The sequence below is a fragment of the Pirellulales bacterium genome (assembly GCA_035533075.1).
In the GTDB taxonomy this organism is placed as follows: Bacteria; Planctomycetota; Planctomycetia; order Pirellulales; family JAICIG01; genus DASSFG01.
Genome location: DATLUO010000283.1, coordinates 1 through 16090 on the forward strand (window position 1 = coordinate 1; position 16090 = coordinate 16090).

Here is a 16090-nt window from a genome sequence, read left to right on the forward strand (position 1 = left end):
GACCGACACCAGCGATTACACCACCGCGACCGGCAGCGTGATGCTCGCCGTCAATCAGGCCACACCGACCCTGAACTGGCCGACGCCGGCCGCCATCACCTACGGTACGGCCCTGACCGGTACGCAACTCGATGCCACTGCCAACGTCGCCGGGAGTTTTAGCTACTCACCGGCCACCGGCACGGCACTCGGCGCGGGGCAGCAACCGCTGAGCGTCACGTTCACGCCGACCGACACCAGCGATTACACCACCGCGACCGGCAGCGTGATGCTCGCCGTCAATCAGGTCACACCGACCCTGAACTGGCCGACGCCGGCCGCCATCACCTACGGTACGGCCCTGAGCGGCACGCAACTCGACGCCACTGCCACCATCGGCGGCTCGACGCTCGCCGGGACTTTCACCTATACGTTGGCGGACGGCACGCCCGTGTCCTCCGGCAGCGTGCTGGACGCTGGGCAAAACCAGGTGCTCAATGTCGCCTTCACGCCCACCGATACGACGGATTATGCGACCGACACGGCCCAGGTCGAGGTCAACGTCGACCCGGCGCCGCTGACGATCACTGCCGACGATACGAGCAAGGTCTACGGAGCGGCGCTGCCAACGCTCACCGTCAGCTATTCGGGTTTCGTGAACGGTGACACCGCGGCCAATCTGGCGACGACACCGACGCTCTCGACGACGGCGACGGTCAGCAGCCATGTCTCCGGCAGCCCCTACGCAATCACGGCCGGCGGCGCCGTCGATACCGACTATACGATCAGCTACGTCGCCGGCGCGCTGAGGGTCACGCCTGCCAGGTTGACGGTCGAGGCCAACGATGCGAGCAAGGCCCAGGGCGCGCCCAACCCGACCTTCACCGATACCATCAGCGGTTTCGTCAATGGCGACAAGAGCAGCGTCGTCAGCGGCACCGCGAGCTTGAGCACCACGGCCACGACGACCAGCGGCGTGGGAAGCTACCCGATCATCGCGGCCCTGGGAACGCTCAACGCGGCCGACTATAAGTTTATCTTCGAGGACGGTACGCTCACGGTGACCTCCTCGACGTCGTTCGTTGCCAAAGACGCCGTTTATACGGTCGGCTCCGGCAGCGTCACCATCTCCGCCGCTGGCGGCCTGCTGGCGAACGACACGGGGCCGAGCCAGCTTACCGTGACGGCCGGCACCGTGGTGGGTGCCCAGGGCGGCACCTTCGTGTTCCACGCCGACGGCTCATTCACCTACACGCCGACGACGAATTTCCCTGGCTACGACAATGCGCCGTTCACCGTGACCGATACGTCGGGCGACATGGCCACGCGCACCGTCACCGTGTTATCGCAGCACGCCAGCGTGGTCTGGAAGTTTTACGAGTCGGTGCTGAACCGCGTGCCCGACCCGGCCGGCCTGCAGTATTGGACCAACTATTTCAACAGCGACGGCGATACGGGGCAAATGGCCGTCGGATTCTTCGAGAGCACCGAACTGCTCGACAGAACCATCACCGATTATTACCAGCAGTACCTGCTGCGCTCGCCCGACGCCGTCGGACTTCCGTATTGGGTAGGCATGTGGCAGGCCACGGGCGGGTCGGAGCAGATCGAGGCCGGTTTCGCCGACAGCCCGGAGTTCTACAACTCGGCCGGCGGCACACCCCAATCGTGGCTGAGCGGGCTTTATCAACGAATTCTGGACCGTGCTCCGGATCCGCAGGGCCAGCAGTTCTGGCTGAATGACTATCAGCAGCAGGCGGCGGCGGGCGTCGATCCCGGCACCATACGCCACGAGATCGCGATGGGCTTCTTCGACAGCCCGGAGGCGTTCGGCGACGACGCGACCGGCTGGTTCCGGGAGTACCTGTTCCGCGCGCCGACCGACGCCGAGAAGGCGCAGTACGTGAACCAAATGGAAGGCGGCTCCAGCGACCGCACGATCGAGCAGGAGATCACGGACCTGCCGGAGTACGCCAGCAATCCGGCGACGCCGGCCGACGGCAGTGCCTCGCCCTTGGCGGACTACTACCAGAAGCCCGCCCAATCGCAGGCGGTGGTGTCGGCCAAGGACGCGCTGTTTTCGAGCTTGTAGGCATCCGACGGACGTCGTCGGCTTTATGGCATTGCCCTTCGGGGCGATGGCAGCTCCAAGTCGCGGCGGCAATCGAGCAGCCACCTGCCCGGCTGGGGCGGGCAGGTGGCCGAGAGGCGGCGAGCTTAGGCGAGCGCGGCGGTCGAGGAGCGACTGTCGCAGACGAGCAGACGGCAGGCATCGACGTCGCCGCGGATGCGCTCGAGCTCGCCCAGCACATAGGGACCGTAATCGAGCCACTGGCCCGACTCGATCGCCCGCCAAAGGGCCGCCAGCAGCTCGTCGAACAAGGCCAGCGTCGTCGCCAGTGGACCGCCGATTGCCGACGGCGGCGGCGAGTTGTCGCTGATTTCAAGCACCGCCGCGCCCTCATCTTCTCGAGCGGCGCTGGGAGCCGACTCGCCGCGCTCGAGCGCCGCCGCACGTTGCCGGTCCAGACGCTTCAGCGCGGTGGCGAACAACAGAGCCAACTCTTTTGGGTAGTTCTACGCAGCCCGTTGCTCGGCCAGGCTGCCCGAGGCCGCCTCGGGCCAGCGGCGCAGCACGACGGCCGCCATGTGCCCGCCGAACGCCACGGAAAGTTTCAAGGCGTGCTCGAACTGCGTCTTGCGGCCGACCAGCGGAATGCAATCGAGATCGCACTCCGGGTCGGGGTCGGTCAAGTTCGCCGTGGGCGGGGCAAAGCCGTCGCGCATGGCCAGCGTCGTAATCGCCAGTTCGACGCTGCCGGCCGCGTTCACCAGGTGGCCAAGCATCGATTTGGTCGAACTGAGGCAGATGCGGTCGGCGGCGCGCCCCAGTGCCCGGCGGATGCCCCGCGTCTCGACAATGTCGTTTTGCTGCGTGCCGGTGCCATGCGCGTTGATGTACCCCAGGTCAGCGGGGCCAATGCCGGCCCGCTGCAATGTGGCACCGATCAGATAAGCCAGCGTTTCGCTCTCGGCGTCCATGCCGGTAATGTGGTGCGCCTCGGCCTGCATCTTGCCGCCGGCGATCTCGGCGTAGATCCGGGCGTCTCGGCGCAGGGCGTGGCTGAGACGTTCCAGCACGAAAATGGCGGCGCCCTCTCCCATCACAAAACCGCTGCGGCGGCTGTCGAAAGGCCGAGACGCCTGCTGCGGGTCGTCGTGATGGGCCAGCACGCGCATGGCGCGAAATCCGGCGGCGAATAGTGGATCGAACGCCTCCGCGCTGCCCGCCAAGGCGATGTCGCACTGTCCGTCCTGAATGCTTCGGGCGGCCGAAAGCACCTCGACCAGTCCGCTGGCGCAGGCCGTGGAATGGCACAGCCGGGGACCCAGCAGTCCGTGCCGGTTGGCGACCGTCGCGCAGGCGGTGTTCGGAAACCATTGGTGCCACCAGGGAACGGCGCGCCGCTCGGACAACGGCGGCGCGCCGCGCCGCTCGTCGAACCAGCCGGCGTCGCCCATGTGCCCGCTGATGGCGCAGCCGAAGCGGTCCAGATCGACGCGCCGCAAGTCGACCTCCGCGTCGCCCAGTGCTTCCTCCGCCGCCCGGAGATTGAGCGTGATCCACTTGAGTTGCCCGGCAAACTCACGCTCGATCGTGACGGGGGCGCCGATCGAGATGCTTTGGGGCACGTCGGGCAAGCCGGCCAAGGAGCGAATGCCGCTCTGCCCCTGGCGCACGCCTCGCCACACCGTCTCTCGGTCGTCTCCGAGGGAGGCGATCATGCCGATGCCAGTGATGACGATCGGCTCGGGACGGCAGGAGCGAGCGCGTGCCGTCAAAACCATCACTTCCTCGCGTTTAATCTCTGTGGATTTGGTCGGGCTTCGGCAGCAGGAATCAGGCGGCAACGCCTAAGCTGGCAGGCGACAGGTTCCCTCGCTCGGCGGGAAAGTACCTAAAAGCGACCCGTTCGCCTAGCCGAGTTCCGCCCGGCGTATGCCCGCCGGGCGCAGAAACGCGTTTGCATGATGGTTGGCGAAATGTCTGTAGGGAACGGACTCCGTGCCGTTCCGCGCGGATCGAATGATCGTCCCTCGGCATTCGGCGGAACGGCACGGAGTCCGTTCCCTACAGAGTCTTGGCCGCGCGCGAGGCGCAAAACCCGTTCCTGGACGCATTCCCCACAGGTGCCGCAGTTTCACGCGAATTCTCGCCCAATCGCGGTCCCGCCCGTAGCGGCCCGCGAGGCGTTAAAAATTTTTTTGCCCAGCCTGTTGCATTCGCGTCCAAAGCTGCTAAACTCTGCCTTTGTGGGAATCAAGCCCATAAGCTGGCCTGGGCTGGCGAGTATTGGGGAAATCAGCCCATTACAGAAAATGTGGGCAACGGAGATGCCTGGCGAAAGCGGTTTTGCGGTCTCCTATGCCCGACGTAAACGAGTTCATTCTGGGGGAATTTCAGCGGACGTTCGACGAACGTTACCGGCTGGCGATTCCCACCGAGTTACTCGCCGCGATGGGCGGTGAGCAGGAAGAGTTGATTTTGGCCAAGGAACGGCCGGGTTGCTTGAGCCTTTGGAGTGCTCGACAGTGGCAAAGCAAGTTGACGGCCGGCGTGGACCTTGTGCAGGCGAAGATGCGCGCCGGAAAGCTGGAAGGCAAGCTGGGGCAAGTGCAGCTTTTAGGTCGTTTGCTCTCGTCGCGTCATCGCACGGTGCAGCTTGCCGCCCGCGGCCGGCTGATTGTGCCCGAAGGCTTTCGCGAGTTTTTGCACGCGGAGCCGGGCAGCGACGTCATGATTGTGGGGGCGGCGGTGTGCGTGGAGATCTGGAACCCCAAAGCCTGGATGACCTATCTCGAAGGCCGCATGCCCCGTTTCCGGCGTCTGTTCGATCGCCTCTCAAGTTAGTGAAACAAGTTCGCGGAGAAAACGTCCAGCGCTCACGCCCGGTATGAAAGGGAGTCTTGTCTTCGTCCCGTCCGATGTCACCCGGGCTGGAAAAGCAAACATCCAAGGATTGGAGCTATTGGCATGGAGGCCATTTTTCTTCCTTTCTGCCGGGCGTGTTCTTTTAGTCGCTTCATTTCTCCGGAAGGTGGGCTTTGACTTCCACGTAGGCCATCCGCAGCTCGTGCAGCAGGTTGTCGAACAGCCGCGTCTCTTCGTCCGTGCGGTTGCCGGTCGTCTTCTGCTCCAACATCTCCAGCGTGTCGATGAAGTGCTTGGCCTCTTCGAGATGCACTTCGGGCTTGCCGGAAACGGGATGCGGAATCTGTCCCAGCGAAACCAAGGCTTGCGTGGCCATCGTGGTCAGCAATACGGCCAGCGTCGCCGGCGGAAACAGAGCCGCAGTTTCGGCCTGGACCTGGGGCGGCGCTTGATGAAGTTGCCGATCCAGCGCCTCTTTTTCGGCTTGGGCCTGGCTCTTCCAGTCTTCATCGACGATCAGCTTGGACTTGGGTTGTGGATCTCCAGAGGGTTGCGAGCTCACGGTAATCTCCGGGTCGTTCACGGACCAACTGATTTCGTCTGCGCCTTCTCGGCAGCTCGGCGCTTTGCTGCCTTTGTCGGGGATGGATTCTTCTCTTCGTCCTGAACCCACAAGGGACTCATCTGGAAAGTTGGCTCCGGCTGTGCCAACGAATGAGCCACCACCTGCTTCACAAGCCCGTAGGCCTTGACGATGAGATTCAATCCGGCTCCGTCCCCCAAAGCCAAGGAACAGCCGTTCGCATCCATCCAGTGGCCCAGTTCGTCACGGGTTTCCTGGTTGATGCGGTTTGGCCCCACAATGGACGCTGACTGCGGCTTCGGTTCGATTTCGGCCGTTGGAAAGAACCATATCTCATCGAAGCCGAAAAACAGGCGCGAACGAAGGCTTGCCTTGTGCAGCAGCCTGGATGGAAGGATCAGGCCTTTCTTGAGCGTCGCGGCCCCGTTCAATTCGGCACGCAGTTCAGCGTTGCCCTCCAAGAGCGATGCAGGGTTCGTATTACTGTCGAGGCACGTGATCAGCGCGTACGCCGCGCTTTCCGATGAGCGAGGAAGAGCGCCCAGGAAATCTCCGATCGAGCTATCTAACCAGCCAGCCACATAGCCGTTGTGATGCACCATACGATCATACTCCGTGAGCGAGGTGTTGGGGATCCACTTGTGCGGGAGGCCAGATCGGGCCATGCGTCCTCCATGCCGTCACAGGCTGACGGTCAAGCCGTCACGGCATTTCCAGTTCCCTCGTCCGTTCACTGCGAGCGGCATGTCGCTCCAAAGCCGCCGCCACAAAGCACGCGAACAGCGGATGCGCGGCCGTCGGCTTGCTCTTGAATTCCGGGTGAAACTGCACGGCCACAAACCAGGGATGGCCCGGCAACTCGATGATCTCCACCAGCGAACCGTCGTGATTCGTGGCCGCAAACAGCATCCCGTTGGCCGCGAACTGCTGCCGGTAGACATTATTGAACTCATAGCGATGGCGGTGCCGTTCGTGAATCATGGTGGTGCCGTAAGCGGCCGCCGCCCGGCTGGTCGGATCGAGCAACGCCTCCTGGGCGCCCAGCCGCATCGTGCCCCCCTTGTCGATGATCGTCCGCTGCTCGTCGAGCAGACAGATCACCGGGTGGGGCGTGTCTTTGTTGAACTCCGTCGAATGCGCTCCCGACAGGCCCACTTCGTTCCGAGCAAACTCGATCACCGCGCATTGCATGCCCAGGCAGATGCCCAAAAACGGCATCTCCCGCTCGCGGGCAAAACGGATCGCCTCGACCTTGCCTTCGATGCCGCGCTCGCCAAAACCGCCGGGCACGAGCATGCCGTCGTAGCCCGACAGCAGCCGCTCGGGCCCCTCGCGCTCCACGTCCTCGCTCTGAATCCGCTGCACGCGGACCTGGGCCAGGTTGGCCACGCCGGCGTGGTCGAGCGCTTCGTAGATCGACTTGTAGGCGTCGCGGTGCTCGGCGTATTTACCGACCACGGCGATGCTGATTTCGTGCTCCGGGTTTCGCAGCTTGTGCAACAGGTCGCGCCAATCGTCCAGGTCGATCGGCCCGGCCGACAGACCGAGCCGCTTCACGATCAGCTCATCGAGTCCGTTGTCGACCAGGCTCAACGGCACCTCGTAAATCGAGAAATCCTTGTCCTTCTCTTCGATGACCGCCTCGCGCGGCACGTTGCAAAACAGGCCGATCTTTTCGCGGTCTTCGCGGCTGAGCGAGCGTTCGGTGCGGCAAACCAGGACATCGGGCTGAATGCCGATCTGTCGCAGCTCCCGAACGGAATGCTGCGTGGGCTTGGTCTTCAGTTCGCCGGCCGCTTTCAAATAAGGCACCAGCGTGAGGTGAATATAGAGGCAGTGTTCCTTGCCCACGTCGAGCGAGAACTGGCGGATGGCCTCCATAAACGGCTGGCTCTCGATATCGCCCACCGTGCCGCCGATCTCGGTGATGACCACATCGACGGCCTCGCCCGCCAGCTTGTGGATGCACGACTTGATCTCATTGGTGACGTGCGGAATGACCTGCACGGTCTTGCCCAGAAACTCGCCCCGCCGCTCTTTGTTGATCACGGAAAGGTAGATTTGCCCGGTGGTGTAATTCGAGTCGCGGGTGAGCGGGCTATGGGTGAACCGTTCGTAGTGGCCCAGGTCGAGGTCGGTCTCGCTGCCGTCGTCGAGCACGTAGACTTCGCCGTGCTGGTAGGGGCTCATCGTGCCTGGATCGACGTTGATGTAGGGGTCGAACTTCTGCATTCGCACCCGCAGGCCGCGCTGCTCCAGCAGCATGCCGATCGAGGCGCTGGTCAGCCCTTTGCCGAGCGAGCTGACGACGCCGCCGGTCACGAAAATAAATTTGGTCATGAAGGTCTCCGTATGCCGAAACGAGCGGCGTCCGGCCGCTTTGTTGTACGAATTCGATGGTAGCGTTGCGGCTGGCGTTTGACAAACGCCTCGGCTCGCCGGAAAACAACCCGCACCCGGCCGGCCCGGCGAAGATGCGCAAACGCGCGCACGAAGACGTGCAACTCGGCGGTCAGGGCGTGGGCGGTCTCCCACCTATGCCACCGCCGCTGCCGCGGAAAGGCAAAACGCCGTGCGTCAGCGAAGACGCGCAACTGGCAACCCCCAAAAAAGCCGCGTTTCTTCGAAGGTGCGCAGCTCGGCGGCAAGCCGTGGCCGCTCTGCCGGCCGAGCCAGCGCCGGTGCCGCGGAACGCCGAAAACGCCGCGCGCCAGCGAAGACGCGCAACTGCCGCCGCGCAAAACCCCCGCTTTTTTCGAAGACGCGCAACTCGCCAGTCAACGTTGCCTCGTGCGCGCTGCGATCTGCCTCGGCGTCCGGCTCAATCATTCCTCTCGTTCTACCGCGCGGCTGGCTTGGCACGGATCCGTGGCGGGCGTTCGCCGTCCATCGTTCCCGCGGTTCTACCGCGCCGCTGGCTTGCGACCGGCCTTTTTTTGGGTTTGTCACTCCAGATCGACGAATGCCGGCGGGCGGCTTCGCCGCAGGACAAAAGAATTGCTCAAAGAAGGCGACCACTATGCACATCATTTCGGCAGCCGCCCAAAACCCCCTCTGTCAGGTTAATCGATGGGCAAAAACCCCGTGTTCGCTCGGCTGACGCAAATTTGCAGCAGCCGTGCGCAAGCCGTGGCCGCTCGGCCATCGCTCAGCCTCCCTGCTCAATTCTTAGGCACGCGTCGAAACGCTCAGCCGGCTCGAACACGCCAAGCAGTTCGCCAGCGCGGCCACCGTCGCCAAGCTGCAATGGGCGTTGGATGCCGGCGAAAGCCAAACGGGCGGCGCCAAACGCCGCGCCCCTGGCAAACGGAAGGAACGCAAGTAAACGCGCGCCAATCGACCTGATGGCCCGCAAGCTGATCCACCGCCCTGCGCCGATCGCCGGCATCCGCCGAAGGGTGCGTTTTGCGATGACGCGCCAGTCTTCCGCGCCGGACAGGGCTGCCAACACGCGCCGTCGTGAAACGGTTGCGGCAATCATAGGGCAAACCCCAGCTCACGCGGCAAATGCACGAGTGCGCTGGCCTTGACCGCCGGCAAGCTGGATTGTATTATAATACAAACACGCCACGAGAGGTTTATGGGCCGGGTCGTTTTTATCTGGGATCTCGAAGACGACCCGGAGGGGAACTACTGGCACATCTGCGTTGAGGGACATCACGGCTTACGAAGTCCCGCCGCCCGGTCCGCGAAAGAAGAGAGAGAAACGATGAAGAACGATCGGAATCATAAGAACAAGGACGCCAAGGCTCGGGCGCGGGTCGAGTGGACTGTCGAAGACCGTGCGCGGCACCGGGCTATCCGAGAGATGTTCCGCGACTGGCATCCGTCGCCCGAAGAGTTGATCGCCAGCGGCGAGGGGGCAAATTTCGATTTGCAGGGCGAATATCGCGACTTGCGGCCGTTTGTCGATGAGATCAAGCGGGCCCGGGAAGCGGCGGGACTCACGCTGGCTGAGGTGTCGCGGCGCTGTGGTATCGACCAACCGGCCCTCTCGCGCCTGGAAAACGGCCACAACAAAAACCCGACGCTCGACACACTCTGGCGTTACGCGGCCGCCGTCGGGCGGCGGCTCATCCTCTCCACCGCAGCGGTCCCCGACACGCGCCCGCAGCACAGCAAAGCCAGGCGAGTCGCCGCCGCGCGAAAAAAGTGAAAGTCTGGGTGTCTTGCTTCGCCCCCCTCATATTTTCCGAGTTCGGCCGCCGCCTGCGCGAGAACGGCCAGCGAGGGACCGATCACGGAGCGGCGGCGCCGGTGCTGCTGGCCGGCCAGCCCGTCAAGGGCGGCTTTCTGGGCGGCCCACCCGATCTGACGAAGCTCGACGCGGGCGACGTGGCCTACCAGGTCGACTATCGCGATCTTTACGCGTCCCTGCTGCGACAATGGCTCGATATCGATCCCACGCCGATTCTTGGCGCGCGGGTCACGTCGCTGGAAGTCATTTGACGGAAATCGAGCCGGTGTAGAACCACCGCTTCAAGCATTTATCGATCGGGCCGCGCGGTCGGCAGAGCGATCGCTTGGCGACCTCGAAGACCCCGCCGCGCGCCATCACGGCCCTTTTCTTTTCTTGCTTGACCGCTGTTCGTAAATATGTGAACATTGCGGCGGCGCTTGACCGCCGTTTGGAAATCCGCTTTATGTCGGTCCGCCGAAAGTCATCCGAAGACCACGCGGTGGCTGCACCGTGTTGCCCATGCGCTGCCCGTGCCGTCAACGTGAGGCGATGTTGGCTTGTTGGAAACGTTTGAATGGCCGATGAACTTCCAACGCTGAACGAGCATGGTGTGCTGCCGCCAGGCGTACATTCCCTTTCGCTGGAGGTCATCGAGCGGTTATTTGCTCCGCTCGGATCACCGTAGCGGCGGAGACTGTTTCAGAGACTGAAGGACTATCTGCGAGAACTATGGGCGGCGGAGCCGGAGGCAGAGGTCATCGTGGATGGAAGCTTTGTGATGCCGCGCGTTGACGGAGAGCTGGGGCCAAGCGACATCGACCTGCTCGTGGTGATGCCGTCGACGTGGTCGAATGAGGCACCGGTAGCTCCCAGCGAGTATAATTTGCTAGCGCATGGGAAAGTACGCCAGAGGTATCACTTTGATGTCTTCGTCGTGGAGGCTGGCTCGATCGAGAAGAAGGGCTGGATCGAGTTCTTCGGGCAAGTGCGTAGTAAATGGTATGAGCCGTTGAATCTGCCTGTTGGGTGCGAAAAGGGAATCGTGAAGGTGTTGCCATGATCAGGAACGACGAAGAGCTTGAGGTCGTTCGCCAGCAGTTGGGTCGCGCTGAGGCCGCTTTTTTGTCGCTCGAAAAGAGCATGCTGCCGAAGAACCGCGCGAAATTCAATTTGATGTCCGAGGGTTATTTGCAGATGATCGTTCGGCTGCGATCGGAAGTGGATGCCTATCTGGGGCTCGAATCGGCCTACGCCGTGCGGCCCTACCTTGTGATAGCGCTGGAGGGCAATGGAATCACGTTTGGCGAAGCGCCTCTGAGCGTGGTGGCCGGCACACTTGCGCGACTGCGTCTCGCTTTCGACCTGCTGTGGGAATCGACAGCAGAGAACAACGATTTTGACGCGCCGTCTCGCGCCGCCAATGGTCGCGTTTGCGACCCGCCGCTCTTGGGAATCGCGCCCAGCGGCTTGCGCATCCTGTTGGGTGAACCTTGCCTCGAGGATCAGGAAGCGACTGCCTTCCGCCGAACGACCGAGCTCCTCATCCAGGGAGTGGAGATGGCCGGCGGTTCGACCGAGCCCAGCCGCAATGGCGGTTCGTGCGCCGACAAACGCCGTGCAATCTATGAGGCTCTGCTCTACGTTTCACCTACCCTGGAAGGCGAGATCGAAACTGTCCGCATCGGCGGCCGCGCCGTCGGTGATCGTCAGTTGCCGCCCCTGACGAAAGCGTCGACGTGCTGGCTGAAGGAAGAGGTTCATCGCCTCGACCAGGGTGCCGCCGAACAGTCACCCGCCCCGCAAGCGCACTGATAAGCCGCACCAGGGGTTGCGCTGGGCTGTCGAATCACGGCCCTTCGGGCCCTTCGGGCCCTTCGGAGCTGCAAGCGTGCCGGTCGTGTCGGCTGTGCGGGCCACCAAAACGCAGCCGCGATTTTCCGGGGCGCGACCCAGTGCCCTTTTCGACGCTTCCAGCCTAAAATGGGTGAGTCAAGTCAAACCCCTTCTACGCCGGAAATCTCGACGTGAGCTTTGCCCTTCAACTCAACCCCTTGGCCGGCACCCTGGCACAGCGGCGGCTGGCCGGTTGGCAGGGGCTGTTGCCCCAAATCACCGCCGCCGAAGCCGCCCTGCAACGGCTCAGCGATCACGACCTGCGCAAGCAGAGCCTGTCGCTGCGGTACCGCGCCAAGAGCCAGGAGCCACTCGACCGGCTCCTGCCCGAAGCATACGCGATCGTCCGAGAGGCCGGCCGACGCACCATCAACATGCGTCACTTCGACGTGCAGATCCTGGGCGGCATCGCCATGCACCACCATTCGATCGTGGAGATGCAGACGGGCGAAGGCAAGACGCTTACCGCCACGCTGCCGGTCTATCTGCACGCCTTGGCGGGCCGGGGCGTGCAGCTTGCCACGGTGAACGACTACCTGGCCCGCCGCGACGCGGAGTGGATGGGGCCGATCTACGACCTGCTGGGCATGACCGTGGGCGTCATCGAGACGCAGATGCCGCAGCCCGCCCGGCGCAAGGCCTATGCCTGCGACGTGACCTATGGGACGGCGAAAGAGTTCGGTTTCGATTTCTTGCGAGACCGCCTGCTGTTGCGGCGGATCAGCGAAGGCCTGACGGATTTCTTGGGCGGCATGCTGGGACATCAGGGAAGTTCGGCGGAAGAGCCGGTGCAGCGGGCCGCCAACTTCGTGGTGGTCGACGAAGCCGACAGCATCTTGATCGACGAAGCCCGCACGCCGTTGATCATCAGCGCCTTGCCGACCGACGAAGAACGCATCGCCGTCGAGTGCTATCGTTGGAGCGCCAAGGTCGCCGACGAGTTTGAGGATGAAGAAGATTATACCTACGACCACGAGAAACAATCGGTGGAGCTCACGCCCGAAGGCCGGCAGTTGGTCCGCTCGTTGCCCAAGCCGCCGGTCATGGACGCGGTGGGCATGTTCACGATCTACGAGTACATCGAGCGGGCGATCAAGGTCAACCGGGCCTTCGTTCTCGACCGCCAATATGTGGTCCGCGACGGCGAGATCGTGATCGTCGATGAGTACACCGGGCGTCTCTCCGAAGGCCGCAAATGGCGCGACGGCATTCACCAGGCCATCGAAGCCAAGGAAGGCGTGGAGGTGACGGTGGCGGCCGGCCAGGCCGCGCGGGTCACGGTGCAAGACTTTTTTCTGCGTTACGAGCAGCTCACGGGCATGACCGGCACGGCCGTCAGCTCGGCCGGCGAGCTGCGCAAGATCTACGAAGTCAACGTGGTGGCGATCCCCACCAACCGCCCGGCCATTCGCACGCGCTATCCCGACCGGGTCTTCGGCACGGCCGAGCAAAAATGGCTGGCCATCGTGGAAGAAGTGCGGGAGCTGCATGCCCAGGGCCGGCCGATCCTGATCGGCACGCGCTCGATCGACAAATCGGTGCTGCTCTCGGAATTGCTCAAGAAGGCCGGCATCGAGCACCGGGTGCTGAACGCCAACCAGATCGCGGAGGAGGCCGACATCGTGGCCCGCGCCGGCCTGCGCGGCAAAGTCACCGTCTCGACCAACATGGCCGGACGCGGCACCGACATCAAGCTGGGCGAAGACGTCGCCGGTCTGGGCGGCTTGCACGTCATGCTGACCGAAATGCACGACTCGGCCCGCATCGACCGGCAGTTGATCGGCCGCTGCGGACGCCAAGGCGATCCGGGCACGTACCGTCAGTACCTGTCGCTGGAAGACGACATCTTGCTGGCCGGCCTCGGCCCCGACAAGGCCGAGAAGCTGGAGGAGCTGGGCCAGAGCTCACCCGGTCCGTTCGACCACCTGGGCCGGCTGTTCCGCAAGGCGCAACGGATTATCGAGCGCCGCCATTTCCGCGACCGCCGCGTGCTGATGTACTACGAAAAAGAGCGGCAGAAACTGCAAAAGCAGATGGGACAGGACACGTATCTGGACACGGCAGGGTAGGAACCGCCATGCCCGATCCACTTCGCCAGGCGGTGGCCGCCGCGGCCCATCTGATCGTGCTCAAAGTCGGCACGCGCATCCTCACCCGCGCCGACGGCCGGCTCAATGAAGAACGAATCGCCGCGTTGGCCGACGAGATTCACCAGGCCCTCAACCTGGGACGCAAGGTGGTGCTGGTCAGCTCCGGCGCGGTGGGGGCCGGCATGGGCGCCTTGGGACTCACCCAGCGGCCCCGCGACCTGGCCCACCTGCAAGCCGTGGCCGCGGTCGGCCAGTGCCAGCTCGTCCAGACCTACGACCGCTCTCTGCGGGCCTTCGGCCGCCACGCCGCGCAGGTGCTGTTGATCGCCGACGATCTCGACGACCGCACGCGCTATCTGAACGTCCGCAATACGCTGCTTACGTTGCTGGAGTACGGCGCCGTGCCGATCATCAACGAGAACGACACCGTGAGCGTGGAGGAGCTGCAAACCACCTTCGGCGACAACGACCGGCTGGCCGCGATGGTCACCAACTTGCTGCGGGCGCCGCTGCTGGTGCTGTTGTCGGACGTCGACGGGCTTTACGACGGCGACCCGCAGGTTGCGGAGTCGAAACTGATTTCCACCGTGACCAGGCTCGACGAGTCGGTGTTTGGCTTGGTGCGCGACCGCCGCACGGGGCTGAGCAAAGGGGGCATGGCCAGCAAGTTGGCGGCCGCCAAGACCGCGGCCCTGGCCGGCGAAAACGTGATCATCGCCAACGGCCGCGAGCCGGGCGCCTTGGCCCGCATTCTGTCGGGCGAGATGGTCGGCACGCTGGTCGCCGCGCAGGGCCAGACGATTACTTCCTGGAAACGCTGGATCGGCTTTACCGCCCAACCGCGCGGCCAGCTTGTGCTCGACGACGGTGCCCGGCGGGCGATCGAAAAGCAGGGCCGCAGCCTGTTGGCCATCGGCATCGTCGATTGCGTGGGCGACTTCAACAAAGGTGACGTAGTGGCCCTGCGGGACCAAAGCGGAAGCGCGTTTGCCCGCGGATTGACCAACTACGCGGCGGCCGACGTGTTGCGCATCAAGGGCCTGAAGACCGACGCCATCGCCGCGGCCCTGGGGCATTGTCCCTATCAAGAAGTGATCCACCGCGACAACATGGCGCTGACCGGGTAGTCCGCCTTCGCTTTAGGAGTGGGCCGGGCCGTCACGCCGCCAAGGAGTAACGCCGCTCAGCCAACCCGAGCTGCCGTAAAGCCAGTTCCGACTTTTGCTGCCACTCCAAGCCATGTGGCGCGCGGGTCGCCCTAAGACAGGCCTCAAAGGCGGCCTGATTTCGCTTGGCCAGATCATTTGTCGGATCGAAGCGGATGGCCGCCTCAAATGCAGCACCGACCAAATCGGGCGAAAAACCGAGTTCGGCCTGAGCGATCGCTCGCCACTCTTCGAGTTGACTCTTTACCGTGTCCGACGCCTGCATCTTGAGCCCCGTTTCGCACATCGCGCGGCACTCGTCGAATCGCTCGGTGCTAAGGTAGTGGTGAGCTAGAAAAAGGTAAGGCCAGACTACCGGTGTGCCGAGCCTGACTGCTTGCTCGAAGTCCGTAACCGCACGCCTGCTACAGCCGTACTGCAGAATCCCGCGTCCTACGAGTAGCCCGTCGTTGTTCGGGTCCGCCTGCAAGCCACGCGAGTAATAATCCACGGCGACTCCCGCGTTTCCCAACAATTCGTGGCAGAAGCCCAACAGGCCGACCGTCATCGCGTAAGCCGATCTACGGCCCGCCTCGTTTTCATCCGCTTCAAGCTTCGCCACGTTCCTGTCGAGGACCGGAATCAAATCGCGGTAGAGTTGGGCTGAATCAGCGTCCGAGGCCGTTCTGGTCTCGTTGAAGCGGACGGCCGCCGCTCGGGCCACCACCACGGGAGCTTGGTTTTCCGCGTCCAATAATACATCCTTCGCCAGCTTCCCGGTGGCGCTTGGGTCGGACTCCGCCAGCGCGTGCAGATAGACCGCTCGGTAATGAGCATTTGCAGGATCGCTCTGCGACGCATGCCGGTAGAAGACCGCCGCCACTTCAGGATTGCCAGCCTCCAGCCAGATCGATCCTCTCAGATAGCCGAGCAAAGCCGGCGCGATATACTCTCTCCACCGTCGAAGCAGGGCAAGAGCTCGGTCCCATTCTCCGCTTTGCCGCGCCTCGAACGCCTCATTAAGCTGCTGCTGAGCCTGGGGATTCATCTCCTTGGGGTTGATCGCGGCAGGTGGCTCGCTCACAGAGTAGAGGTCCTCGGAGAGCCATTGCGCACGTGCCTTTTCCGTCGGGTTCAGGGCCTTTAATGGAGCGTCCAGAGCATCGCGGATGGCTTCGGCCTCCATCGAGTCGTCCTTTCCCTCTTTAATCAGCCGGTGAAGGTCAAGAAGTCCCTTCGCCACTAAATTGAAGCTCGGGCTGCCGAACACGGGTTGCGGAAGCATGG

15 protein-coding genes are annotated in these 16090 nt (G+C 63.5%); 8 read left to right on the forward strand and 7 right to left on the reverse strand.

All coding sequences use genetic code 11. The features are described 5' to 3' along the window. Positions 1–2071, forward strand: a 2071-nt coding sequence (locus VNH11_35375; GenBank protein ID HVA51676.1) for an MBG domain-containing protein, incomplete at its 5' end; no start/stop codon positions are given. A 125-nt stretch (positions 2072–2196) separates the two neighbouring features. On the opposite strand, the gene VNH11_35380 is transcribed toward VNH11_35375, so the two are convergent. Both VNH11_35380 and VNH11_35385 read right to left on the reverse strand, forming a co-directional pair. Then, positions 2197–2541, reverse strand: a complete 345-nt coding sequence (locus VNH11_35380) for a hypothetical protein (protein ID HVA51677.1) — start codon at positions 2539–2541, stop codon at positions 2197–2199. Positions 2542–2556: 15 nt separating this feature from the next. Further along, positions 2557–3822, reverse strand: coding sequence for a beta-ketoacyl-[acyl-carrier-protein] synthase family protein (locus VNH11_35385; GenBank protein HVA51678.1), 1266 nt, complete (start codon positions 3820–3822; stop codon positions 2557–2559). A gap of 583 nt (positions 3823–4405) precedes the next feature. On the opposite strand from VNH11_35385, the gene VNH11_35390 reads away from it, so the two are divergent. Beyond that, positions 4406–4891 carry a division/cell wall cluster transcriptional repressor MraZ gene (locus VNH11_35390; GenBank protein HVA51679.1) on the forward strand — a complete coding sequence of 162 codons (486 nt, stop codon included), beginning with the start codon at positions 4406–4408 and terminating at the stop codon, positions 4889–4891. A 172-nt stretch (positions 4892–5063) separates the two neighbouring features. Here the strand turns inward: VNH11_35390 and VNH11_35395 are convergent, their stop codons facing one another. From VNH11_35395 to VNH11_35410, 4 genes are all read right to left on the reverse strand, one after another. Next, positions 5064–5474, reverse strand: a complete 411-nt coding sequence (locus VNH11_35395) for a DUF1844 domain-containing protein (protein ID HVA51680.1) — start codon at positions 5472–5474, stop codon at positions 5064–5066. A gap of 17 nt (positions 5475–5491) precedes the next feature. Continuing rightward, positions 5492–6097, reverse strand: coding sequence for a hypothetical protein (locus VNH11_35400; protein HVA51681.1), 606 nt, complete (start codon positions 6095–6097; stop codon positions 5492–5494). Positions 6098–6197: 100 nt separating this feature from the next. Next, positions 6198–7835 carry a CTP synthase gene (locus VNH11_35405; GenBank protein HVA51682.1) on the reverse strand — a complete coding sequence of 546 codons (1638 nt, stop codon included), beginning with the start codon at positions 7833–7835 and terminating at the stop codon, positions 6198–6200. Positions 7836–8643: 808 nt separating this feature from the next. Continuing rightward, the gene (locus VNH11_35410; GenBank protein HVA51683.1) at positions 8644–8976 is read right to left on the reverse strand and encodes a hypothetical protein; all 333 of its coding nucleotides are present in this window, start codon (positions 8974–8976) and stop codon (positions 8644–8646) included. Between the two features lie 228 nt (positions 8977–9204). On the opposite strand from VNH11_35410, the gene VNH11_35415 reads away from it, so the two are divergent. The 6 genes from VNH11_35415 to proB all read left to right on the forward strand — a co-directional run bounded on the left by VNH11_35415 (position 9205) and on the right by proB (position 14785). Further along, entirely contained in the window at positions 9205–9651 is a 447-nt protein-coding gene (locus VNH11_35415) for a helix-turn-helix transcriptional regulator (protein ID HVA51684.1), read from the forward strand. 8 nt (positions 9652–9659) lie between these two features. Then, positions 9660–9944 carry a DUF1501 domain-containing protein gene (locus VNH11_35420; GenBank protein HVA51685.1) on the forward strand — a complete coding sequence of 95 codons (285 nt, stop codon included), beginning with the start codon at positions 9660–9662 and terminating at the stop codon, positions 9942–9944. A 491-nt stretch (positions 9945–10435) separates the two neighbouring features. Next, a complete protein-coding gene (locus VNH11_35425) occupies positions 10436–10735 on the forward strand; it encodes a hypothetical protein (GenBank protein ID HVA51686.1) in 300 nt (99 codons plus the stop codon). Further along, entirely contained in the window at positions 10732–11487 is a 756-nt protein-coding gene (locus tag VNH11_35430) for a hypothetical protein (protein ID HVA51687.1), read from the forward strand. Before VNH11_35425 ends, VNH11_35430 begins: the two co-directional genes overlap by 4 nt. Positions 11488–11699: 212 nt before the next feature. Beyond that, positions 11700–13637: a preprotein translocase subunit SecA gene (locus tag VNH11_35435; GenBank protein ID HVA51688.1), complete on the forward strand. Its 1938-nt coding sequence runs from the start codon at positions 11700–11702 to the stop codon at positions 13635–13637. Between the two features lie 8 nt (positions 13638–13645). Beyond that, positions 13646–14785, forward strand: coding sequence for a glutamate 5-kinase (gene proB / locus VNH11_35440; protein ID HVA51689.1), 1140 nt, complete (start codon positions 13646–13648; stop codon positions 14783–14785). A gap of 31 nt (positions 14786–14816) precedes the next feature. Here the strand turns inward: proB and VNH11_35445 are convergent, their stop codons facing one another. Next, on the reverse strand, positions 14817–16088 hold the full coding sequence (locus VNH11_35445; GenBank protein HVA51690.1) for a hypothetical protein: 1272 nt from the start codon (positions 16086–16088) through the stop codon (positions 14817–14819). Positions 16089–16090: the final 2 nt, after the last annotated feature.

What these genes read in the sequence shown, in the direction of transcription:
- VNH11_35430 (HVA51687.1), top strand. Translation starts at nt 10,732, where the DNA reads ATGATCAGGAACGACGAAGAGCTTGAGGTCGTTCGCCAGCAGTTGGGT.
- VNH11_35390 (HVA51679.1), top strand. Translation starts at nt 4,406, where the DNA reads ATGCCCGACGTAAACGAGTTCATTCTGGGGGAATTTCAGCGGACGTTC.
- VNH11_35445 (HVA51690.1), bottom strand. Translation starts at nt 16,088, where the DNA reads ATGCTTCCGCAACCCGTGTTCGGCAGCCCGAGCTTCAATTTAGTGGCG.
- VNH11_35410 (HVA51683.1), bottom strand. Translation starts at nt 8,976, where the DNA reads ATGATTGCCGCAACCGTTTCACGACGGCGCGTGTTGGCAGCCCTGTCC.
- VNH11_35400 (HVA51681.1), bottom strand. Translation starts at nt 6,097, where the DNA reads ATGGTGCATCACAACGGCTATGTGGCTGGCTGGTTAGATAGCTCGATC.
- VNH11_35405 (HVA51682.1), bottom strand. Translation starts at nt 7,835, where the DNA reads ATGACCAAATTTATTTTCGTGACCGGCGGCGTCGTCAGCTCGCTCGGC.
- VNH11_35415 (HVA51684.1), top strand. Translation starts at nt 9,205, where the DNA reads ATGAAGAACGATCGGAATCATAAGAACAAGGACGCCAAGGCTCGGGCG.
- proB (HVA51689.1), top strand. Translation starts at nt 13,646, where the DNA reads ATGCCCGATCCACTTCGCCAGGCGGTGGCCGCCGCGGCCCATCTGATC.